Origin of the sequence: Sphingomonas sp. Leaf34 (genome assembly GCF_001421805.1) — a bacterium.
GTDB lineage: Bacteria > Pseudomonadota > Alphaproteobacteria > Sphingomonadales > Sphingomonadaceae > Sphingomonas.
Genome location: NZ_LMLC01000002.1, coordinates 299,038 through 319,541, shown reverse-complemented (window position 1 = coordinate 319,541; position 20,504 = coordinate 299,038). Strand labels below are relative to the sequence as shown.

General features: G+C 66.0%; 21 protein-coding genes. 10 read left to right on the top strand and 11 right to left on the bottom strand.

Annotated features, from left to right (window positions below):
- Positions 1–7 precede the first annotated feature (7 nt).
- The 3 genes from cobU (at position 8) to ASF00_RS06810 (ending at position 1,965) form a co-directional block, all read left to right on the top strand.
- Positions 8–568 (top strand): bifunctional adenosylcobinamide kinase/adenosylcobinamide-phosphate guanylyltransferase, encoded by a 561-nt coding sequence (cobU, locus tag ASF00_RS06815; RefSeq protein WP_055877136.1) that lies wholly within the window; start codon positions 8–10, stop codon positions 566–568.
- Between the two features lie 99 nt (positions 569–667).
- A complete protein-coding gene (locus tag ASF00_RS18320) occupies positions 668–805 on the top strand; it encodes a hypothetical protein (protein WP_156348210.1) in 138 nt (45 codons plus the stop codon).
- 398 nt (positions 806–1,203) lie between these two features.
- A complete protein-coding gene (locus tag ASF00_RS06810; protein WP_235525656.1) occupies positions 1,204–1,965 on the top strand; it encodes a Crp/Fnr family transcriptional regulator in 762 nt (253 codons plus the stop codon).
- A 4-nt stretch (positions 1,966–1,969) separates the two neighbouring features.
- On the opposite strand, the gene ASF00_RS06805 is transcribed toward ASF00_RS06810, so the two are convergent.
- From ASF00_RS06805 to ASF00_RS06780, 6 genes are all read right to left on the bottom strand, one after another.
- The gene (locus ASF00_RS06805; RefSeq protein ID WP_055876141.1) at positions 1,970–2,188 is read right to left on the bottom strand and encodes a hypothetical protein; all 219 of its coding nucleotides are present in this window, start codon (positions 2,186–2,188) and stop codon (positions 1,970–1,972) included.
- A gap of 65 nt (positions 2,189–2,253) precedes the next feature.
- Positions 2,254–3,507, bottom strand: coding sequence for an N-succinylarginine dihydrolase (locus ASF00_RS06800; RefSeq protein WP_055876138.1), 1,254 nt, complete (start codon positions 3,505–3,507; stop codon positions 2,254–2,256).
- Positions 3,504–4,520 carry an arginine N-succinyltransferase gene (locus tag ASF00_RS06795; RefSeq protein WP_055876135.1) on the bottom strand — a complete coding sequence of 339 codons (1,017 nt, stop codon included), beginning with the start codon at positions 4,518–4,520 and terminating at the stop codon, positions 3,504–3,506. Before ASF00_RS06795 ends, ASF00_RS06800 begins: the two co-directional genes overlap by 4 nt.
- Positions 4,517–5,722, bottom strand: coding sequence for a hydrolase (locus ASF00_RS06790; protein ID WP_055876134.1), 1,206 nt, complete (start codon positions 5,720–5,722; stop codon positions 4,517–4,519). The genes ASF00_RS06795 and ASF00_RS06790 overlap by 4 nt, the downstream gene beginning before the upstream one ends.
- A 40-nt stretch (positions 5,723–5,762) precedes the next feature.
- Complete coding sequence (locus ASF00_RS06785) at positions 5,763–6,665, bottom strand: DUF481 domain-containing protein (RefSeq protein ID WP_055876132.1); 903 nt, start codon at positions 6,663–6,665, stop codon at positions 5,763–5,765.
- Positions 6,666–6,704: 39 nt separating this feature from the next.
- Positions 6,705–7,199 (bottom strand): RNA pyrophosphohydrolase, encoded by a 495-nt coding sequence (locus ASF00_RS06780; protein WP_055876131.1) that lies wholly within the window; start codon positions 7,197–7,199, stop codon positions 6,705–6,707.
- Between the two features lie 74 nt (positions 7,200–7,273).
- On the opposite strand from ASF00_RS06780, the gene ASF00_RS06775 reads away from it, so the two are divergent.
- From ASF00_RS06775 to ASF00_RS06765, 3 genes are all read left to right on the top strand, one after another.
- The gene (locus ASF00_RS06775; protein WP_055876129.1) at positions 7,274–8,191 is read left to right on the top strand and encodes a histone deacetylase family protein; all 918 of its coding nucleotides are present in this window, start codon (positions 7,274–7,276) and stop codon (positions 8,189–8,191) included.
- A gap of 20 nt (positions 8,192–8,211) precedes the next feature.
- Positions 8,212–9,573: a cryptochrome/photolyase family protein gene (locus tag ASF00_RS06770; RefSeq protein ID WP_055876126.1), complete on the top strand. Its 1,362-nt coding sequence runs from the start codon at positions 8,212–8,214 to the stop codon at positions 9,571–9,573.
- A gap of 204 nt (positions 9,574–9,777) precedes the next feature.
- Entirely contained in the window at positions 9,778–11,022 is a 1,245-nt protein-coding gene (locus ASF00_RS06765; RefSeq protein WP_055877132.1) for an SAM-dependent methyltransferase, read from the top strand.
- 124 nt (positions 11,023–11,146) lie between these two features.
- On the opposite strand, the gene ASF00_RS06760 is transcribed toward ASF00_RS06765, so the two are convergent.
- Positions 11,147–11,857, bottom strand: a complete 711-nt coding sequence (locus tag ASF00_RS06760; protein ID WP_055876123.1) for an SDR family NAD(P)-dependent oxidoreductase — start codon at positions 11,855–11,857, stop codon at positions 11,147–11,149.
- 16 nt (positions 11,858–11,873) lie between these two features.
- Positions 11,874–13,331, bottom strand: a complete 1,458-nt coding sequence (gene purF, locus ASF00_RS06755; protein ID WP_055876120.1) for an amidophosphoribosyltransferase — start codon at positions 13,329–13,331, stop codon at positions 11,874–11,876.
- A gap of 133 nt (positions 13,332–13,464) precedes the next feature.
- Between purF and hisI the strand changes: the two genes are divergently transcribed.
- From hisI to ASF00_RS06735, 4 genes are read left to right on the top strand one after another with little or no spacing between them, the layout of a single operon-like run.
- Complete coding sequence (gene hisI, locus ASF00_RS06750; protein WP_055876117.1) at positions 13,465–13,827, top strand: phosphoribosyl-AMP cyclohydrolase; 363 nt, start codon at positions 13,465–13,467, stop codon at positions 13,825–13,827.
- Positions 13,824–14,309 carry a hypothetical protein gene (locus ASF00_RS06745; protein WP_235525655.1) on the top strand — a complete coding sequence of 162 codons (486 nt, stop codon included), beginning with the start codon at positions 13,824–13,826 and terminating at the stop codon, positions 14,307–14,309. Before hisI ends, ASF00_RS06745 begins: the two co-directional genes overlap by 4 nt.
- A gap of 32 nt (positions 14,310–14,341) precedes the next feature.
- Positions 14,342–14,794 (top strand): MerR family transcriptional regulator, encoded by a 453-nt coding sequence (locus tag ASF00_RS06740; RefSeq protein WP_055876115.1) that lies wholly within the window; start codon positions 14,342–14,344, stop codon positions 14,792–14,794.
- A gap of 3 nt (positions 14,795–14,797) precedes the next feature.
- Positions 14,798–16,600, top strand: a complete 1,803-nt coding sequence (locus ASF00_RS06735) for an acyl-CoA dehydrogenase C-terminal domain-containing protein (RefSeq protein ID WP_055876113.1) — start codon at positions 14,798–14,800, stop codon at positions 16,598–16,600.
- A gap of 76 nt (positions 16,601–16,676) precedes the next feature.
- Here ASF00_RS06735 and ASF00_RS06730 read toward each other — a convergent pair whose 3' ends face one another.
- Genes ASF00_RS06730 through ASF00_RS06720 form a run of 3 tightly spaced genes read right to left on the bottom strand, consistent with a single transcriptional unit; the run spans position 16,677 to position 20,259 of the window.
- Positions 16,677–17,993 (bottom strand): cell wall hydrolase, encoded by a 1,317-nt coding sequence (locus tag ASF00_RS06730; protein ID WP_055876110.1) that lies wholly within the window; start codon positions 17,991–17,993, stop codon positions 16,677–16,679.
- Entirely contained in the window at positions 17,990–18,910 is a 921-nt protein-coding gene (gene cysK, locus ASF00_RS06725) for a cysteine synthase A (protein WP_055876107.1), read from the bottom strand. Before cysK ends, ASF00_RS06730 begins: the two co-directional genes overlap by 4 nt.
- A complete protein-coding gene (locus tag ASF00_RS06720; protein ID WP_055876105.1) occupies positions 18,907–20,259 on the bottom strand; it encodes an MFS transporter in 1,353 nt (450 codons plus the stop codon). Before ASF00_RS06720 ends, cysK begins: the two co-directional genes overlap by 4 nt.
- Between the last annotated feature and the right edge of the window lie 245 nt (positions 20,260–20,504).

The following is a 20,504-nucleotide window of genomic DNA, read 5'->3' as shown; positions in this document are numbered from 1 at the left end:
AGACAGCGTGGCATCATTCGAAGCAGACCCGGCGTTCGGAAAGAGCCTGTTCGTGCTCGGCGGCGCGCGTTCGGGCAAGAGCCGTCATGCCCAGGCGATGGCGGAGGCAGCAGCGGTGCCGCCGGTACGCCTGGTCTATGTCGCAACGGCGCAGGCGTTCGACGGTGAGATGCACGACCGGATCGCGCGCCACCGTGCCGATCGCGATGCGCGGTGGCGTACCGTCGAGGCGCCGCTCGGCCTCCCCGCCGCGTTGCGGACGGTAGGGGAGGCGGGCCATGTCGTGCTGGTCGATTGCCTGACCTTGTGGCTGTCCAACCTGTTGCTCGCCGACGCGGATATCGACACGGAGGTCGAAGCCCTGCTGGCGACGATAAGGACGCTGGAGGCGCGCATCATCCTGGTCTCGAACGAGGTCGGACTCGGCATCGTCCCCGACAACGCGCTCGCGCGTCGCTTTCGCGATGCGGCGGGCCTGTTGCATCAGCGGATCGCCGCTCAGGTGGATTCGGTCGACATGGTTATGGCGGGCCTCGTCCAATGCTGGAAGCGTCCAACGACTCCGTGATCCGATCAGAAGGCTTGGCGTCGGACGTGGGATAGCGAGGCCCGTCCAAGACAACCCGGCTTGCATGGCGGGCTGGGGATTTGGTACGCACGGATCTCTATGCCGACCGCCGTCATCACGACAATCACAGGGGAGGGGGGTGTCGATACGCAGAGCGAAGCGCAGGCGATCGCGCGCTTGAATTCGAACCTCTTCCTGATCCAGGAAGCGTCACGGATCGCCGACGAAGGCGACTAGCGACTGGTCGGCCCTCTAGTCGCCACGAAGCTCAGCGATTGCGTCGATTGCCTGAAAGATGCACTTGCGGAAATCAAGCGCGGCGCCGCGACCCTTTGGTGAGCCTGTCTACCGGTAAGAAACACCGATTGCGCGGGCGTTGCGCAGGACTGCTACTATTTAGCCAGTTTCCACGAGCATCTTATCCAGAACATACGGACTTATCGCGGCATTTCCTAGGATTCCCGAGATAAAACTTAATATAGATTTATTAGTTCTCTCGATCATATGTTGGAATAAAATCGTTCTGGCTATGTTATCGTTGCGCCTTGAGAGCCAATACTTGGACGCTGGCGGCCGAGAGAGACGTATGCTCCCGTCCTGATCTGTGCGGGAGAACGCAGTTGAACGATATCGTGATGGATGATGGGGTAGTGACGTCGCCTCTCGCACCGCTCTCACCTCTCGCGTTGATGGTGCGCAAGCTAGAGACCCATGCAATTCTCGACGAGGACGATCGGCGCGCGCTGTTGGCGCTGCCCCATACGCTGCGTACGTACGAGCCTTCGTCGTACCTCGTCCGCGAAGGGGATGCGCCCGAGCAATGTGCGGTTTTGCTGTCGGGGTTCGCATATCGCCAGAAGCTGACCGGATCGGGGATGCGCCAGATCGTGTCGCTTCACGTGCCTGGGGAGGCGCTGGACTTTCAGCATCTCTTTCTCGATGTTGCCGATCACAACGTGCAGACGCTGACCCGTGCCAACGTGGCGACGATCTCGCGGATGGCGCTGCGCGATCTTGCGCAGACGCGCGCATCGATCGGCAACGCGATCTTCGTCAATACGCTGGTCGAGGCGTCGATTTTCCGCGAATGGATCCTCAACGTCGGCCGACGCGATGCGCGGTCCCGGCTGGCGCATTTCCTGTGTGAATTCGCGATCCGGCTCGACATGCAGGGGCTGGTCGACGAAACCGGCTATGAACTGCCGATGAGTCAGGAACAGCTCGGCGACGCGCTCGGGCTAACCGCGGTCCATGTCAACCGGACGATCAAGTCGCTCGAAGCAGACGGTCTGATCTCGCGCAACCGTAGGCGGATCAGCTTTCCGCGCTGGGATGCACTACGCGAGGTGGCCGACTTCTCCAGCCGCTACCTGCATCTGTCGCCACGGAAGCCCTGAAGGTTCAACGGTCTCGGCCGTGTTCGAGTGAATCGATGATCCCCCCGCCCGCCATGAATACCGCGATCGGGCAGGCGGCGAACAGCATCCAGCCGCCATAGCCGGGATATTGCTGCAGATAATGGACGCCGCGTTCGACCGCGCCGAGACCGAGCCCGTAGATGACGAGGAACGCTTCGAATTTGGTCTTGATGACGAAGAGGCGGGCGAAGCGAGTCCACATGACTGCAACTTAGCAAGACCGGTGCCAATGGCAGAAATCTGCGGATTATCGCACCGGATATATGGTTAAGTGTAAATTAACCCGACAAGATCAAGTGCGCGCAGAAGCGCGGTTCGCGCGGCCTCGATGTCCGCGATCAGACCAGGGGCGGCGATCGACACCGGATCGATCGCCTCGGGCCAGTGAGCGCCGACGATCGCGGCGATCCGGTCGAGTTTGGCGTGATCGACGAGGAAGCGTGGATCGACCTGTGACGGATCGGCGACGACGCGCAGACGCAGGCAGGCAGGACCGCCGCCGTTGCTCATCGACTCACGGACGTCGACGACATGCAAATGGCGGATCGGCCCGTTTCCGGCGACGTGCGCCTGAAGCCAGGACCAGACCGCGGCATTCGCGCGTGCCTCCTCGGGCAGGATCAATGCCATGCCATCCGCCAGCGAGACGAGTTGCGCGTTGAACAGATAGGACGCGATCGCATCGGCGAGGCTAACGCAGTCGGCCGGAACCTCGACGATCTCGACCTCGGGCAGGACGCGACGCAGATCGGCGTAAAAGTCTTCCTTGTCCTCGAACGCGTGCTCGTGGGTGAATAGAACGCGTTCGTTGGCGACCGCGACGACGTCGTTATGAAAGGCTCCCGCGGCGATCGCGATGCCGGATTGCTGGACGAACAGCGTCCGCGCAGGATCGAGGCCATGCGCGCGCGCGATGGCTTCGCTTGCGTCACGGTGCTGGCGCGCGGGAAAGCGTCCGCCGGGTTTGCCGTAGACGAAGACCTCGACGCCGGGCGAAGCGTGGTCGGCGCAGAGCCGCATGTGGTTCGCCGCGCCCTCGTCGCCAAATGGGGCGGGAACGGGAGGATGAACGACGAACGCAGGGTCTGCGAACGCCGTCTGCAATTGTGCGAGCGTACCCGGCCATTCGTGGCTGCGGTGCGGCATCGTCACCAGGTTCGCGACGGTCAGGTGACAGCGGCGATCGCGCGTATCGGACGCGGGCGAGACCGTCGCCGCGTTCGCTGCCCACATCGCCGACGCCGACAAGGCCTGCGCGCGAAGATGGTCGGGCGCCTCCACATAGGTTGTGGCAAGCGTTTCGAGCCAGCGATGGTCGGGACGGGCGAGCGGCATCAGCACGCCCTGCACGAGCCCGAGATCGAGGTTCACGCGCATCTTGGCGATGCCCTGCAACGCGGCCGCACGCGGATGCGCGATCTGCCCGGCATGATGCGTCGCGGCCAGATTGCCGGGGCTCAGCCCTGCGAAATTATGGCTGGGGCCGATCAGCCCGTCGAAGTTGATCTCGACCATGGTCATAGCCGTGCGACATGGGTCACGAGTGCGCCTTCGGAGACCGCGAGCGCCGCGGCGCTGCGCGGGGAGAGGACGACCCCGTTGCCGGCCGCGCGTACATGGCCGAAGGCACAGCGGAAATCGGCGAGATTGCCGGTTGCGACCAGCGCCTCGGTGCCACCATCCTGATCGATCGCGACGACCCTGCTTTCCCGCGCGTCGGCGATCGAGCGGACTCGGTCGGTGCGCGCGGTCATGGTCGGGCCGCCGTCGAAGATGTCGACGTAATTCTCGAACGCGAAGCCTTCGTTTTCCAGCATCCGCATCGCCGCGCGACCCGAGGGGTGCGGCAGGCCGATCGCCGCGCGTGCGCTCTCGGTCAGCATCGCCGTGTAGATCGGGTGCTTGGGCATCAGGTCGGCGATGAACTGGTGGCCGTTGATCGCATTGAACTGATCCGCGTCCTGGAAATTCATCCCGAAGAAGCGGCCGGCGAGGCCGTCCCAGAACGGCGAGCCGCCCGCTTCGTCGATCACGCCGCGCAGTTCGGCAAGGATGCGGTCGGCAAAACGCGCACGGTGCATTTTGATGAAGAGATAGCGGCTGCGGGCAAGCAACAGGCCCAGACCGCCCGCGCGTTCGCCGGGATGGAGGAACAGCCCGCCGACTTCGCTCGCGCCTTCAAGATCGGTCGCGAGGGACAGCATGTCGGCGCGGAAGGTGCGGTTGAGCTCCTTGCTGTGCTGGGTGAGCTGGCCGATCCGGTAGCTGTAGAACGGATAGCTTTGACCGACCTGCGTGAAGATCTGGCAGGTGCCGCGGACTTCGCGCGTCTCGGTGTTCTCGAGGATCAAGACGAACAGTTCGTCCTGGACCGGGCCGTCGCCGCGCGCGAACGCCGCGTGGCTGCGTTCGAGCTTGGCGGTGAGGGCACGACGATCGGGTGGCAGGTTGGTGAAGCCGCCGCCGGTCAGCTTGGCCATTTCGTAGAGATGCTGAAGATCGTCGTCGACCGCTGCGCGGATCCTGAAACTCACAACCGGCCCTCCGCGATACGCAATATGGTGACGGCCGACAGCGCTGCGCGCTCGGCAAGGCTGTCGGGGATCATGAACTCGTCGGTGGAATGGATCGCACCGCCACGCACGCCCATCGTGTCGACCACCGGGACGCCAGCAGCCGCGATATTGTTGCCGTCGCACACGCCGCCGGTCGCCTTCCAGGCGATATCGAGGCCCAGATCGCTGCCCGACGCCTTGACGAGGTCGAACAGGCGCGCGGCGCCGTCGTCGATCGGTTTGGGCGGGCGGTTGAAGCTGCCATGGACCTCGATGCGGACGTCATGCTCGGCGGCGACGATCGCGACCGCGGAGTCGATGTGCGATTGCGCGCGTGCGATGTCGTCGAGCGTGGCCGGGCGGAAATTGATCCGCAGGATCGCCAGGTCGGGGACGACGTTGTTCGGCCCGCCACCCTCGATCCGCGCCGGGTTCACTGCGAGCCGTGGACCGCGGACCTTCGACAGCCGGACGGCGATATCCGCGGCGGCGACGATCGCGTTGCGGCCCTCTTCGGGGTTGCGCCCGGCGTGTGCGCTACGGCCGCGAACGATGATCGAGAAATTGCCGGTGCCGCCGCGGGCGCCGGCCAGCGTTCCGTCGGCGAGCGCCGGTTCGTACGTCAGCGCGGCGACCTTGCCCTTGGCGGCGCTAGCCAGCAGCGCGGCAGAAGAAAAGGAGCCGGTTTCCTCGTCGGAGTTGATGACGACGTCATAGCCGATCCGGGCAGCGAGGGGGCTCGCTTCGACCGACCGAAGTGCAGCGAGCATCACGACAAGTCCGCCCTTCATGTCGGCGACGCCAGGGCCGTTCAGCCGGCCGTCGTCGAGCCATCGCAGCGATTGGAACGCGTGATCGACCGGATAGACCGTGTCCATATGCCCGGTAAACAGCATCCGCACCGGCGCTTCCGGCCGAACGACAAGATGGAGATGCCGCCCGTGCTCGATCGTCGATACGACGCCGTCGGATCCGACGGTCTCGACCGGGGTCGGCGCGATCAAGGCGATCTCGCCGGGCAGGACCGCGAATGCATCCCCCAGCAGGCCGGCCATCGTTGCTAGCCCCGCAAGGTTGCGCGTGCCGCTGTTGATCGCGGCCCAGGCCTCGACCTGCGCCAGCATCGGCTGCGCGTGCGCCTTGTCGACGGCATCGCGCTCTATCGGTGAAAGTCCCCTCATGGTGCGACCCTAGCGAGGCCGGGCGCATGTGGGAACAGCGTCAGAAGCTGTAGACGAGCGAGGCGCGGCTGGTGGTGTCGGTCGAGACAGAGCCCACCGGCGGTTCGCTCTCATATTGAACGCTGTATGACAGCGCCGCGGAGAGTGGCCCGATCAGCTTGGCGTTGAGCGAGGTCGTGCCGCTGAGCGTACTGTTGTAGCGCTGGACATAGGCCGACGCGACCTGGCTGACCGACAGCCCGCTGAGAATACGCACGCTGAAGTTCGCCGTGCCGCGCGCGGCGAGGCTGCTCTGCACGGTGTCATCGGTGAATTCCGTGTGACGATATGCCGGCCCAATCTCGAGATCGAGCTTGGTACCCGCGGCCTTGATCACGCTGTAGCCGGCACCGACCGAGGTCGAATAGCGGTTGTAATAGCCTAGGAACCGATCACCCTCATACTGCCCGACCCCATAGATATAGGCACGATCGTCGATCTTGTAGTTGGGTTCGTACGAAGCGAGATAATGTTCGCGAGTCGTGATGTTCAAATTCGACTGATAATCGGCCTGGGCATGAAACTTGTGGCGCCATCGCAGACCTTCGCGGTTGAGGTCGAGCACCGCGGTGCCGCCTGCTGTGTCGGAATTCCCGGTGGTCAGATAGCCGCCGATCTCCGCCCTGCCGCTCCACAAATCAAGGAAGCTGGCCTGGCGGATTACCTGCGTGCGCTGCGCTACGCGGTCGGCCTTCCACTTCTCGGCAATCGCCAGCACGGCGTCGCCGCTGAGCGGATCGGCGGCGCGTGCGTATTTGGCGACCGTATTGACGTCGGCTTCGTTACCCGATTCCAGCGCCGCGTCGAGCATCGCCCGGATCGTCTCGGGGATCATCACCGATTGCGGATCGGGCGCGTTCGCCACCAGCAACGGAGCGAGGAAGAGAAGGGGTAAGCGTCGCACAGCCGTTCCGTAGCGGCAGTACAGCCTATTGGGAACTGCTCAGCGCGTCCCGGTTGCGCCGAGATGTGGCGCGAAGGCGGCGAGCACCTGTTCGTACAGCGCCGTCTTGAACGGCACGACGAGGCGCGGCAGTTCCGCAAGCTCGCTCCAGCGCCAGGCGCGAAACTCCTGATGTTCCGTGGCGATATCGATATCCGCGTCGGTGCCGTTGAACCGGTACAGGAACCAGCGCTGCGTCTGTCCACGCCATTTGCCCTTCCACACCTTGCCGAGCAGTTCGGGGGGGAGGTCGTAGACGAACGCGCCTGGCGCCTCGGCGACCAGGCAGACCTTGTCGGGCATCACCCCGGTTTCCTCGCCGAGTTCACGCAGCGCGGCGGCTTCGGCATCCTCGCCCGGATCGATCCCGCCCTGCGGCATCTGCCAGGCCTCGGACGGCGAATCGTTGCGCTGGCCGACGAAGACCTTGCCCTCGGCGTTGACGAGCATGACCCCGGCGCAGGGGCGGTAGGGCAGGGTCGAGTAATCGGTCACGAAAGTCTCCGGAATGCAGGCGCTTGTGCGGTGGCCCGCTTGGGCTGCCGGCAGCGCGCACCTACCTAAGGACCATGATCCATGTCGTCCACCACCCCGACTATGTCACGCCGGCCCCTGCGCGCTCGACCTATCGCTGGAACAAGAACGGGCTGATCCGGGACCTGTTGCTCGACAAGGGCGATGCGGTGACGTGGCACCGCGCCGAGTCGACGCCGACCGCATGGCTGGAGGCGGTGCATGACGAGGATTACGTCGCCGAGGTGCTTGGCGCGCAGGTGCCAAGGGAGAAGGAGCGGCGGATCGGATTTCCGGTGACCGCGGCGGTGGCGTCGCGCGCGGCGATCGTGCCGCACGGCACATGGCTGGCGGCGTGCCTCGCGCTGGAGCACGGGTTTGCGGCGAATACGGCGGGCGGGAGCCATCATGCGCTGGCGAACACGGGCGCAGGGTTTTGCGTGTTCAACGATCTGGCGGTGGCGGCGGCGCGGTTGATCGAGGAGGGCAGGGTGACGCGCGTGCTGATCGTCGATTGCGACGTGCATCAGGGCGACGGGACCGCGGCGTTGCTGGCCGGACAGCCCGATATCGCAACCTACTCGATCCATGCGGAGAAGAATTTCCCGGTGCGCAAGGCGCGGTCGACGCTCGACGTGCCCTTGGCGGACGGGATCGGCGATGCGGCGTACCTCGCGACGCTCGAGCAGACGCTGGTGCCATTGCTCGATGCGTTTCGGCCCGAGCTGATCCTGTATCAGGCGGGGGTCGATCCGTTCGAGGGGGACCGGCTCGGACGGTTGTCTCTGACGCTCGACGGTCTGGCGCGGCGGGAGCGGCTGGTTGCCGGCCTGGCGATCGCCCGGGGGGTGCCGCTCGCGAGCACGGTCGGCGGCGGCTATGGCGAGGATGCGATGGAGATCGCCGAGCGCCATGTCGCCGCGATTCTGACGCTGGGGGAAACTTTTGCCGCCGCGGGTGACGCCGGACGCTAGGTTCGTGCATTGAACGCGCGATGACTAAACCTTGCCTGCTCTGGCTTCGCCAGGACCTTCGCCTTCACGATCACCCCGCGCTGATCGCGGCTGCGCACGCGGGGCCGGTAATCCCGGTCTATGTGCTGGACGACGATGCGCCGGGGGACTGGGCGATCGGTGGCGCACAGCGCTGGTGGCTGCACCACACGCTCGACGCGTTCGGCACGTCGCTGGAAAAGAAGCACTCGAAGTTGATCCTGCGGCGCGGCGATGCGGTCGAGGTACTGACGGCGCTGATGGAGGAAACCGAGGCCGAGCAGATCCATGCAATCCGGCATTACGAGCCGTGGTGGCGCAAGGCCGAAGCGGCGCTGGGCGATCGGCTGTGCCTCCACGATGGCAATCACCTCGCGCGGGTCGAGGATGTGAAGACGGGCTCGGGCGGGCAGTTCAAGGTCTATTCGTCGTTCTGGAAGGCGCTCAACCAGATGATGCCGCCGGGTGACCCCGAGCCCGCGCCGCGGACGATCCCGGCGCCGGAGCATTGGCCTAAGAGCGAAACGGTTGCCGACTGGGACCTGCTGCCGACCAAGCCCGACTGGTCCGCCGGGTTCGACGACTGGACGCCGGGCGAGGCGCAGGCGCTGAAGGCCGCGAAGGCGATGGCGCCGATCGTCGAGGCCTATGACATTGATCGCAACATGCCGTCGGTCGAGGGAACCTCGCGCCTGTCGCCGCATCTGCATTTCGGCGAGATTTCGCCGCGAACGGTGTGGCATGCGGTCGACGGGCACGGCGATGCGACGACGTTCCGCAAGGAACTGGCGTGGCGCGATTTCACCGATGGCGTGGTGCTGACGATGCCCGATTACGGCAAGACCAATGGGCGGCCGAAATTCGATGCCTTGCCGTGGCGGACCGGAAAGGCGGCGCAGGCCGATCTCAAGGCTTGGCAGACGGGCAGGACGGGCTATCCGATCGTCGACGCCGGGATGCGCCAGCTGTGGGCGACCGGGTGGATGCACAACCGTGTCCGGATGATCACCGCGAGCTTCCTGGTGAAGCATCTGCTGATCGACTGGCGCGCAGGTGAGCGCTGGTTCTGGGACTGCTTGGTCGATGCGGATTACGGGAATAATGCGGTGAACTGGCAATGGGTCGCCGGGACCGGGGTGGATTCGAACATGTTCGGACGGATCATGGCGCCGTTGTCGCAGTCGGAGAAGTTCGACGCGGGGGACTATATCCGGCAATGGGTGCCCGAACTGGCGAAGGTGTCGGGCGAGGCGATCCATGATCCGGACGAGTCCGGCTGTCGACCGCGCGACTATCCAGCGAAGATCGTCGGGCACCGCGAAGGCCGCGAACGCGCGCTCGAGGCCGGGCGGCACGCGCGGTGATCGACTGTTAAACGCCCATTCGTCATCCTGACGAAAGTCAGGACCCAGAGCCAGGGACGTCAGCCCCTCTTACCCTGTGTCCTGACTTTCGTCAGGCTGACGATACGGGGGGCGTCGGTTGTGGGCTGTCGATCGACCGTCATGATCGGCCGTTTGACGCGTGCCTCTTTCCTCGCTCGCGCCCGTGTTGCATGGAGCGCCGCGATGACTGCCGTTCCCGCTTTCGACGATCGTCCTGCCGCGCAGGTGTCCCCGGTCGCGCGCCTCGTCGCGCCGGTCTTTCACCGGTTGCTCGACCGGATCGACGCGGGGCTCGCGAGCGGCGGGATCGAGGCGCGGCTGCCCGATGGCACGCGGCGGCTGATCGGCGGCCGCGCGCCCGGACCGCTACCGGTGGTGATCGTCCACCGGTGGCGCGCGCTGGTGCGACTGGCGACGGCGGGGTCGGTCGGCTGGTACGAGGGCTGGGTGGCCGGCGACTGGTCGAGCCCCGATCCGGTGCCGCTGTTCGATCTGTTCATGCGCAACCGTCATACGCTCGGGAGCGCGGCGCGGTCGGGCGGCGTGGTGCGGCTGGCGGCGCGTGCCTGGCACCGGATGCGACGCAACGATCCGACCGGCTCGCGGCGGAACATCGCGGCGCATTACGACCTCGGCAATGATTTCTACGAGACGTGGCTCGATCCCAGCCTGACCTATTCGAGCGCGATCTTCGCCGAACCGATCGACGATGCCGAAGCGCACGAGGCGGCGCAGACGACCAAGCTACGCGCGATCCTCGATCGGACCGGCGCACGGGCAGGCGATACGATCCTGGAGATCGGCTGCGGCTGGGGATCGTTCGCGGAGATGGCGGCGCGTGCGGGCGTTGGCGTCCATGCGCTCACGCTGTCGACCGAGCAGAAACGGCAGGTCGACGACCGGATCGCGGCGGCGGGGCTCGACGGCGTTCGCGTGGCCCTGACAGACTATCGCCACGTTACGGGAACGTACGATGCGGTCGCGAGCATCGAGATGGTCGAGGCGGTCGGCGAGGAATATTGGCCAGTCTATCTCGACGCGATCGCGCGTGCGTTGAAGCCGGGCGGTCGCGCGGCGTTGCAATATATCTCGATCGACGATGCGATCTTCGACTCCTATTCGCGGAGCGTCGATTTCATCCAGCGCTATGTGTTTCCGGGCGGGATGCTGCTGTCCGAGCCGCGGTTTCGCGCGCTGGCGGAGGCGCGGGGGTTGGCATGGGAGGACCGGCGCGGGTTCGGGCTGCATTATGCCGAGACGCTGCGGCGGTGGCGGGTGGCGTTCGACGCCGCGGTTGCCGAGGGGCGGTTGCCGGCGCGGTTCGACGCGCGGTTCGTGGCGTTGTGGCGCTACTATCTGATGTATTGCGAGGGCGGGTTCCTCGGCGGAGGGATCGATGTCGCACAAGTTACGCTGGTGAAGCGCTAGAGCTTGCCACGCACACGCCGTCATCCCCGCGAAGGCGGGGATCCAGATCGGCGAACTTTGGCGATTGCGCGGCGACGCTAGCCAGTATGGGTTCCCGCCTCCGCGGGAATGACGGAGGTGGGGCTTACGCGACCCGCTCGAAGTGGCCGGGCTCAAAGCCCTCGATTGCCAGCGCGACTATGCGATCGGCCACGACGGTCGGTTCCTTGACCGAGTTCGGATCCTCGCCCGGATAGGCGCGGGCGCGCATTTTGGTGCGCGTGGCGCCCGGATCGACGATCGCGGTACGGATCGCGCTGATCTCGGCCATCTCGTCGCCATAGGCGCCGAGCAATGTCTCGAACGCGGCCTTCGAGGCGCCGTACAGGCCCCAATAGGCGCGGGGCTTGCGGCCGACGCTCGACGTCACGCCGATCACCCGGGCGGACCTGGCCTTTTTCAGCATCAAATCGAACGCCGCGATCAGCGCGGCCTGCGCGCTGACGTTGAGCGTCAGGACCTGCGCCATTTCCTTGGGATCGATCGCCGGGACCGAGGACAGCGAGCCGAGCATGCCCGCATTGAGCACGAGGATGTCGAGCGCATCCCATCTATCGCCGATCGCGGTCGCCAGCCGGGCGATCGCTTCGCTTTCCGCCAGATCGAGCGGCGCGATCGTCGCCGAGCCGCCGGCCGCGTGGATCGTGGCCTCGACCTCTTCGAGACCGCCGGGGGTCCGCGCGGTCAGGACGACATGCGCGCCATTTGCCGCGAGTGCGATCGCGGTGGCGGCGCCGATACCGCGGCTGGCACCGGTGACCAGCGCCAGCCGGCCTTCGAGGGGCTTGTCGGTCATTATCACTCCGGGAGTATCAGATGACACGTTCGGCGAGCATCGCGAACTGGTCGACTTCGGCGCCCTCGTCATGATCGGTCAGCGTGGTCGGATAGTCGCCGGTGAAGCACGCATCACAATATTTCGGGCGGACATCCGCGCGCTTCGCCTCGCCCAGCGCCTTGTAGAGGCCGTCGATCGAGATGAAGTTGAGGCTGTCGGCATGGATGAAGCCGGTCATCCCGCCAAGATCGAGCTTGGCCGCGAGCAGCTTCTCGCGCTCGGGCGTGTCGACGCCGTAGAAGCACGAGTGCCGCGTCGGCGGGCTGGCGATCCGCATATGGACTTCGGCGGCCCCCGCCTCGCGCATCATCTCGACGATCTTGAGCGAGGTCGTGCCGCGGACGATCGAGTCGTCGACGAGGATGACGCGCTTGCCCTTGATGAGCGCGCGGTTGGCGTTGTGCTTGAGCTTCACGCCGAGATGGCGGACCTTGTCGCCGGGCGAGATGAAGGTGCGGCCGACATAATGCGAGCGGATGATGCCGAGCTCGAACGGGATGCCCGATTGCTGCGCATAACCGATCGCGGCAGGCGTGCCCGAATCGGGAACCGGAATGACCAGATCGGCCTCGACCGGTGATTCGATCGCGAGCTGCGCGCCGATCGCCTTCCGCACCGAATAGATCGAGTGATCGCCGACGATCGAATCGGGCCGCGAGAAATACACCCATTCGAAGATGCAGGGCCGCGCCGCCATCGGCGCGAACGGGCGGATCGAGCGGATCTCCGCGCCCTGGACGATGACCAGCTCGCCGGGTTCGATCGCACGGACGAAGGTGGCGCCGACGACGTCGAGCGCGACCGTCTCCGAGGCGAAGATCACCGCGTCGCCGAGCTTGCCCATGACGAGCGGACGGATGCCTAACGGATCGCGGCAGGCGATCATGCCCTCTGGCGTCATCACGATCAGCGAGTACGCGCCTTCGATCTGCTTGAGCGCATCGATGAAGCGATCGAGCAGCGTGCGATAGTTCGACGTCGCGACGAGATGGATGATCGTCTCGGTATCGCTGGTCGACTGGAAGATCGAGCCGCGGCGGACGAGCTCGCGCCGCAGCCGCATCGCGTTGGAAATATTGCCGTTATGCGCGATCGCGAAGCCGCCGGTCGACAGCTCGGCATAGAGCGGCTGGACGTTGCGCAGCGCGGTCTCGCCGGTCGTCGAATAGCGGACATGGCCGCAGGCGACGGTGCCAGGGAGCGCGCGGATCACGTCGTCGCGGTCGAAATTGCCCGCGACATGCCCCATCGCGCGGTGCGTGTGGAAATTGGCACCGTCGAAAGTGGTTATCCCGGCAGCTTCCTGCCCACGATGTTGCAAAGCGTGCAGGCCGAGCGCGACGAGCGCAGCCGCGCCCTCGGTGGCCGAGACGCCAAACACCCCGCACTCTTCGCGAAGTTTGTCGTCGTCATAAGGGTTTGTCGTCAGCATGCCGGATCTCACGTCGTGCGGAGGCTGCCCTATACGAGCGCTTCCCGCGTTTGTCGCCTGTTTGTAATAAGCTTGCGCGGATCGTTTCGCGCGGGGCGGTCGCATCGGCGCCGGTTTCGGGTATATCCGTGGCATGACACACAGCCGCGACACGGGCCTCACGCTCGATCCCAAATTCGACTCCGCCGGGCTTTTGACCGCGGTCGTCACCGATCGCGTATCGGGCGACGTGCTGATGGTCGCACATATGAACGCGGAGGCGCTGGCGCAGACGCAGGCGTCCGGCGAGGCGCATTTCTGGTCACGGAGCCGCGAAACGCTGTGGAAGAAGGGCGAGACGTCGGGGAACGTGCTGCGCGTCGCCGAACTGCGGATCGATTGCGATCAGGACGCGGTGTGGGTGATCGCGGATGCGGCGGGGCCGGCGTGCCATACCGGCGAGCGGACGTGCTTCTTCCGGCGGATCGAGGGCGACAGGCTGGTGCCCGCCGAATGAGGCGTGCGCTGCTGCTCGCCCTCGCGCTGGGCGGTTGCGGAACGGAGCCGTCGAACGCGGTCGCGGACAGTCCGGGTGCGCGGCTCGAGGCGGCGGCGCAGACGGCGGGGATCGTGCCCGATCCGGACGCGCCTCTGCAGGGATCCTGGTCGCGCGATACCGACCGCGTGTGTGTCGTGGGTACCGGCAGGACGAGCCGGATCGGCGTCAGCGTCGAGTATGGCGAGGATCAGGCCTGCGCGGCGTCGGGGACCGTGGAGCGGTCGGGCGCCGTGCTCAGGCTCGCCTTTGGCGCCTGCACCTTCGACGCGCGGTTCGACGGCGATCGGATGGTGTTTCCCGCCGACGTGCCCGAGGCTTGCGAGTCGCTGTGCACCGGGCGCGCCTCGCTGGCGGCGGTCACCGTCGAACGGCTGAGCGAATCGCGATCGGAGGCCGCGACGCTACGGTCATCGGGCGGAAAGTTGCTTTGCGGCAATTGACGTTGACGTAAACGAGAGTTACGTATTCGGGGATGGCGACACGAGCATCTCCTCACTCCCGGGTCTCTCCTGAATCCTACGCGGTGATCGAACCGCGGCACGACCGTGAGAGCTTCACGATTTCCGACCTGTCGGCCGAGTTCGACGTGACCGCGCGCGCGTTGCGGTTCTACGAGGATGAGGGGCTGATCGGCCCCGAGCGTCGTGGCACGCAGCGCATCTATTCGCATCGCGATCGCGCGCGGCTCGCCTGGATCCTGCGCGGCAAGCGGGTCGGGTTCAGCCTTGGCGAGATCCGCGAGATGATCGATCTCTACGATCTCGGCGACGGCCGCCGTGCGCAGCGCCAGGTCGTGATCGAGCGCAGCCAGGCCCGGATCGCGCTGCTGACCGCGCAGAAGCGCGACATCGATCTCGCCATCGACGAACTCACCAGTTTCGTGGCCCTTCTCGAAGTCAGCCGCGCCCAGGACAACCAAGGATAAACCATGCCCCAGTATACGCCCCCCGTCCGTGACACGCGTTTCGTCTTCGAGCATGTCGTCGGCCTGCCACGCTATTCCAATCTGCCCGGCTTCGATGGAGCCTCGCCCGACGTCGTCGATGCCGTGCTGGAAGAGGGCGGCAAGTTCGTCGCCGAGGTGCTGTTCCCGCTGAACCTGTCGGGCGACCAGCAGGGGTGCACGCGGCACGAGGACGGGTCGGTCACGACACCCGACGGCTTCAAGGAAGCGTACAAGCAATATGTCGAGAGCGGCTGGGCGACGCTCGGCAACCAGCCCGAATATGGCGGGCAGGGGATGCCGCACGTCGTGTCGACTGCGTTCCAGGAATACATGATCTCGTCGAACATGGCGTTCGCGATGTATCCCGGGCTGACGCACGGCGCGATCGCCGCGCTGATCGCCAAGGGCTCGGACGCGCAGAAGGCGATGTACGTGCCGAAGATGGTGTCGGGCGAATGGGGCGGCACGATGAACCTCACCGAGCCGCAGTGCGGCACCGATCTGGGTCTGATCCGCACCAAGGCCGAGCCGCAGGCGGATGGTTCGTACGCGATCACCGGCACCAAGATCTTCATCTCGAGCGGTGAGCATGACCTGACCGAGAACATCATCCACCTCGTGCTGGCGAAGACCCCCGGCGCGCCGGACAGCTCGAAGGGCATTTCGCTGTTCGTGGTGCCCAAGATGCTGGTGAACGAGGACGGCTCGCTCGGCGCGCGCAACGGCGTCACCTGTGGCTCGATCGAGCACAAGATGGGCATCCACGCGAACTCGACCTGCGTGATGAACTATGATTCGGCGACCGGCTGGCTGGTTGGCGAGGAGATGAAGGGTCTCGCGGCGATGTTCATCATGATGAACGCCGCGCGGCTCGGCGTCGGGCTCCAGGGCCTCGGCGTGGCCGAGGTCGCCTATCAGAACGCGGTCCAGTACGCGCACGACCGTCGCCAGGGCCGCGCGCTGACCGGCGCCAAGGAGCCGCAGGAGAAGGCCGACACGCTGTTCGTCCACCCGGACATCCGCCGCATGCTGATGGAGGGCAAGTCGCTGACCGAGGGCCTGCGCGCGCTGATCCTGTGGACCGCGCTGCAGGCCGATCTCGAGCATAGCGCCGAGACCGAGGAAGAGCGCCAGCTGGCGGGCGACATCATCAGCCTGCTGACCCCGGTCATCAAGGGCTACGGCACCGACATGGGCTATGCGATCGCGACCAATGCGCAGCAGGTCTATGGCGGCCATGGCTACATCGCCGAATGGGGCATGGAGCAATATGTCCGCGATGCGCGGATCGCGATGATCTACGAAGGCACCAACGGCGTGCAGGCGATGGACCTGGTCGGCCGCAAGCTGGCGCAGAATGGCGGACGCGGGATCCAGGCGTTCTTCAAGCTGGTCGCGGACGACGTCGCGGCGGCAAAGGCCGATCCGGCAACGGCGGCGTTCGCCGAGGCGCTGGAGAAGGCGAACGGCCAGCTTCAGGCGGCGACGATGTGGTTCATGGCGAACGGCATGAAGAACCCCGAGAATGTCGGCGCGGGCGCGGTCAGCTACATGCACCTGATGGGCATCGTCGCGGTCGGCGTGATGTGGCTGCGGATGGCGGTCGCTGCGACCACGCTGAAGGCGGCGGGCGAAGGCGAGGCCGCGTTCCTCGACGCCAAGCTGGTGACCGCACGTTTCTACGCCGAGCGGATCCTGCCGGATGCGGGCGCGCTGCGTCGGAAGATCGAGGGTGGTGCGGAATCGCTGATGGCGCTGCCGCCCGAGATGTTCATGGCCGCGTGATCGGGGGCGGATTGCCGAGGTGATCCGCCGCAGACGTCCTTCTCCCCTGCCGGTCAGGACGGGGAGAAGGTCGGATCTACGATTTCGGAATGACTGCTACCGGTGCTGTCGCAGGCGTGGCTCGCGTCGCGGCATCCTGCTTTCGCCGCACGCCGTTCAATTCGGGGATCGGCCCCGCCACCGGCTGTTCCGGCACCGCGACTACCGGCGCGGCCACTGGCGTGGCGCGCATAACCTGTCGCTTCATGCATTGCGCCGGGATTTTGCGGGGAAACTCGGCACAGTTCCACAACGTCTTTTCTAGTTTTGCGTCGCGGTCGCGAAGATAGCTGAACGACAGCGCGGCAATCTGTTCGTCGTTGAGCGGTAGCGCGAAGCCCATCGCGCCGGGCTCGCTCCAGCCCATCACCTTGCAGCGAGGACGGTCGCCGCACGCCTTCAACGCGAGCGCCTGAAAGCTCTCGGGTGGCTGGCGCGGATCGATCGTCGTCAGGAAGCTGTTCGGATCGGTCGGGAGCGGTGCGAGCCCGCGGGTGTTTAGCGACATCGCGGCCAGCGTGGCATTGGCCTCGTCTGCCGCCGCAACCGCCGTGGCCAGACCATGCGCGTCGGATAAGCCGGCAAGCTTTGCGATCACCGGTTCGCCGCTGAGGACGTGACGGTTGAACGCGGGCGGCGTGCCCCACCAGCCGGTCCAGCGAAAGAACAGGTGCGTGTGGACCGCGGCGACCTTGTCGAGGCTCGACTGCCAATACGGCACGACCCAGTCGGTATGGTAATGGGTCGCATAGCCGACCGGTTTGTAGACCGAGCCCGACAATGCGGCGGCGGCGATTTCGCGGGCGCGGATCCAGCCGGGCTCGGACGGGCGCCGGATGAGCGCGCCATCACAGGCAAAGGTGAACTGGCAGCCGGTGGTGCGCTCCGAACCCTCGAACACCACGCCGCAGACCGTCTTTGGAAAAGCGGGGTGGTGCAGGCGGTTGAGGATGACTTGCGCGACTGCCTTTTCGCCGACCGCATCGTCGCCCGCTTCGTACAGGACCGCGGCGGCCAGGCAGTCGGTGGCACGTGCAAGATCGTCCGCCGGACCTTCGAACGTGAACGGGCGGGCCGCCGGGTTCGGCTCGGTCGAGAACGGCACGGTCGCGTTGAACGCTCGGGCGTCCTGCGGCGCCAGATCGACGAATGCGACCGGCTCGACCGGGGGAAGTTCGGCTTTCGGCACGACCCGTTGCCGGGGGGCAGCGACCTTCGGAGCCGGCTCTATGATCGGCGCGTTGGCGATGACCAGCGCCGGCCCGAGGATCGCGCAGCCAGCGATGGCGGCGAGAACGCCGTTGAGGATCGTGGTGCCGCGCCCATGGGACGCGGCGGAGGAGTGGTGCTTCACTGTTCTGGCAGGAAGTCCGGCACCGACAGATAACGCTCGCCGGTGTCGTAGTTGAAGCCCAGGACGCGGACGTCGTCGGGCAGGTCGGGCAGCTTCTGGAGGATCGCGGCGAGCGTCGCGCCCGAACTGATGCCGACCAGCATGCCCTCTTCGGTGGCCGAACGACGCGCCATGTCCTTGGCCACCGCGGCGTCGACCTCGATGACGCCGTCGAGCGCCTGGGTGTGCAGGTTCACCGGGATGAAGCCTGCGCCGATGCCCTGGATCGGGTGCGGGCCGGGCTGGCCGCCAGCAATGACCGGGGAGGCGGCGGGCTCGACCGCATAGACCTTGAGCGACGGCCATTCCGCCTTCAGTGCCTCGGCGACGCCGGTGATATGGCCACCGGTGCCGACACCCGTGATGATCACGTCGATCGGCGTGTCACGGAAGTCTGCGAGAATTTCCTGTGCCGTTGTCGCGACATGCACGGCGATGTTCGCAGGGTTTTCGAACTGCTGCGGCATCCAGGATCCGGGCGTCTGCTCGACGAGTTCCTTCGCACGCTCGATCGCGCCCTTCATGCCCTTTTCGCGCGGGGTCAGGTCGAACGTCGCGCCATACGCCAGCATCAGCCGGCGGCGCTCGATCGACATGCTCTCTGGCATGACTAAGACGATCTTGTAGCCCTTCACCGCGGCGACGAGCGCGAGGCCGATCCCGGTGTTGCCGCTGGTCGGTTCGATAATCGTGCCGCCGGGCTTGAGGTGGCCGTCCTTCTCCGCCGCCTCGATCATCGCGAGCGCGATGCGGTCCTTGATCGAACCGCCGGGGTTCGACCGCTCGGACTTCACCCAGACTTCGGAGTCTGGGAACAGCTTCGTCAGGCGGACGTGCGGGGTGTTGCCGATCGTCTCGAGGATCGAGTTGGCCTTCATGGCTTGGCTTCTCCGTGCTGGGGTTCGGTCTCTAACATCTCGGGGGGATCAAAGGTTCGCGCCCGTCCGAGTTCCGGGAACAGCCGCGCCCAGCCGATCGTGACGGCGATAGCACCGACGCCGCCGAATACCACCGCACCGACCGGACCGAGCAGCGACGCCATGACGCCACTCTCGAATTCGCCGAGCTCGTTCGAGGCGGAGATGGTGAGCTGCGACACTGCGCTGACGCGACCGCGCATCGCGTCGGGGGTGTGGAGCTGGATCAGCGACTGGCGGACATAGACCGAGATCATGTCCGCCCCACCGGCGACGATCAACGCGACCAGGCTGAGGACGAACGCGGGGTGAATAGGAAGCCCGGCGATGTTGCCGGGTGTCAGGCCGAGCAGATTGACGATCGGGGTCGCGACGCCGAAGGTGAGGATCGCGAGGCCGAAGACGACGACCGCGATCAGCATCTTCACGCCGACATTGGTGCTCATCGGCCGAACCGAGAACCAGATTGCCGTCACCGCCGCGCCGATTCCCATACCCGCGGCAAGGACGCCGAGGCCCTGCGAGCCGACATGGAGGATGTCGCGCGAGTAGACCGGGAGCAGCGAGGTCGCACCCGCGAGCAGCACCGCGAAGAGATCCAGCGTGATCGTCGCGAGGACGAGCCGGTTGCGGCGGACATAGGTGAAGCCCTCGATGATCCGGGCGAGCGGGCGATGATCGGTCTGCGCGGCGGGCTGCGGTACCGGGCCGATCAGGAACATGAAGACGAGCGCGACGAGGAAGAGGATCGTGGCGACCCCGTAGGCGACCTCGGGGTGGATCGCGTACAGGAGACCGCCAACGCTGGGCCCCGCGATCGTGCCGACCTGCCACGCGATCGAACTGATTGCGATCGCGGTTGGCAGGACGGCGCGGGGGACGAGGTTGGGGGCGAGGGCTGAATAGGCGGGCCCGGAAAAGGCGCGGGCGACCCCGAAAGCAACCGCAGCGATGAAGAGCACGCCGAGCGTGAGGTGGCCGGTCCAGGTCAGCAACCACAGCGTCGCCGCGGTAAGCACCAGGAGCGTGGTCGTGCCCCGCACGATCCAGCGCCGGTCGAAACTGTCCGCGACCAGCCCGGTGATCGGGGTCAGCAGGAACAGCGGCACGAACTGCGCGAACCCGATCATGCCGAGCATGAACGCCGCCTGGCGGATGTCCATCGTCTCGCGCGCGATGTTGTAGACCTGCCATCCGATCACGATCGACATCGCGCTGACCGCGATCGTGCCCGTGAAGCGGGAGAGCCAATAGGCACGGAAATTGGCGATCCGTAAGGGATGCTGGTGCGGGTCTGTCGTGGGAGCCATCCGTTGAGGCTTTAGGCTGCGGCGAACGGGGAGGGCAACCGGAGCTTTGCTTGGGGTGGGGATAGTGGCTGCGTCGAACCAGGCCTGTGTCCTCGCAAAGGCGGGGACACAAACCGGGCTCTCACCTTCGCGGGAAAACAAGGAAGCGGGGAACACCATCCCCGGCCCACCACCCCGGCGAAGGCCGGGGCCCGATTGGGGGACGTCGCCAATTGAGCGATGCGGATCGTTACTGCGACCTCGCA

Bases quoted from the DNA above. Each gene is read 5' to 3' on its own strand.
- ASF00_RS18320 (WP_156348210.1), top strand. From the start codon at position 668: ATGCCGACCGCCGTCATCACGACAATCACAGGGGAGGGGGGTGTCGAT.
- ASF00_RS06810 (WP_235525656.1), top strand. From the start codon at position 1,204: ATGGATGATGGGGTAGTGACGTCGCCTCTCGCACCGCTCTCACCTCTC.
- ASF00_RS06805 (WP_055876141.1), bottom strand. From the start codon at position 2,188: ATGTGGACTCGCTTCGCCCGCCTCTTCGTCATCAAGACCAAATTCGAA.
- ASF00_RS06800 (WP_055876138.1), bottom strand. From the start codon at position 3,507: ATGACCATGGTCGAGATCAACTTCGACGGGCTGATCGGCCCCAGCCAT.
- ASF00_RS06790 (WP_055876134.1), bottom strand. From the start codon at position 5,722: ATGAGGGGACTTTCACCGATAGAGCGCGATGCCGTCGACAAGGCGCAC.
- ASF00_RS06775 (WP_055876129.1), top strand. From the start codon at position 7,274: ATGATCCATGTCGTCCACCACCCCGACTATGTCACGCCGGCCCCTGCG.
- ASF00_RS06770 (WP_055876126.1), top strand. From the start codon at position 8,212: ATGACTAAACCTTGCCTGCTCTGGCTTCGCCAGGACCTTCGCCTTCAC.
- ASF00_RS06765 (WP_055877132.1), top strand. From the start codon at position 9,778: ATGACTGCCGTTCCCGCTTTCGACGATCGTCCTGCCGCGCAGGTGTCC.
- ASF00_RS06760 (WP_055876123.1), bottom strand. From the start codon at position 11,857: ATGACCGACAAGCCCCTCGAAGGCCGGCTGGCGCTGGTCACCGGTGCC.
- purF (WP_055876120.1), bottom strand. From the start codon at position 13,331: ATGCTGACGACAAACCCTTATGACGACGACAAACTTCGCGAAGAGTGC.
- hisI (WP_055876117.1), top strand. From the start codon at position 13,465: ATGACACACAGCCGCGACACGGGCCTCACGCTCGATCCCAAATTCGAC.
- ASF00_RS06745 (WP_235525655.1), top strand. From the start codon at position 13,824: ATGAGGCGTGCGCTGCTGCTCGCCCTCGCGCTGGGCGGTTGCGGAACG.
- ASF00_RS06740 (WP_055876115.1), top strand. From the start codon at position 14,342: ATGGCGACACGAGCATCTCCTCACTCCCGGGTCTCTCCTGAATCCTAC.
- ASF00_RS06735 (WP_055876113.1), top strand. From the start codon at position 14,798: ATGCCCCAGTATACGCCCCCCGTCCGTGACACGCGTTTCGTCTTCGAG.
- cysK (WP_055876107.1), bottom strand. From the start codon at position 18,910: ATGAAGGCCAACTCGATCCTCGAGACGATCGGCAACACCCCGCACGTC.
- ASF00_RS06720 (WP_055876105.1), bottom strand. From the start codon at position 20,259: ATGGCTCCCACGACAGACCCGCACCAGCATCCCTTACGGATCGCCAAT.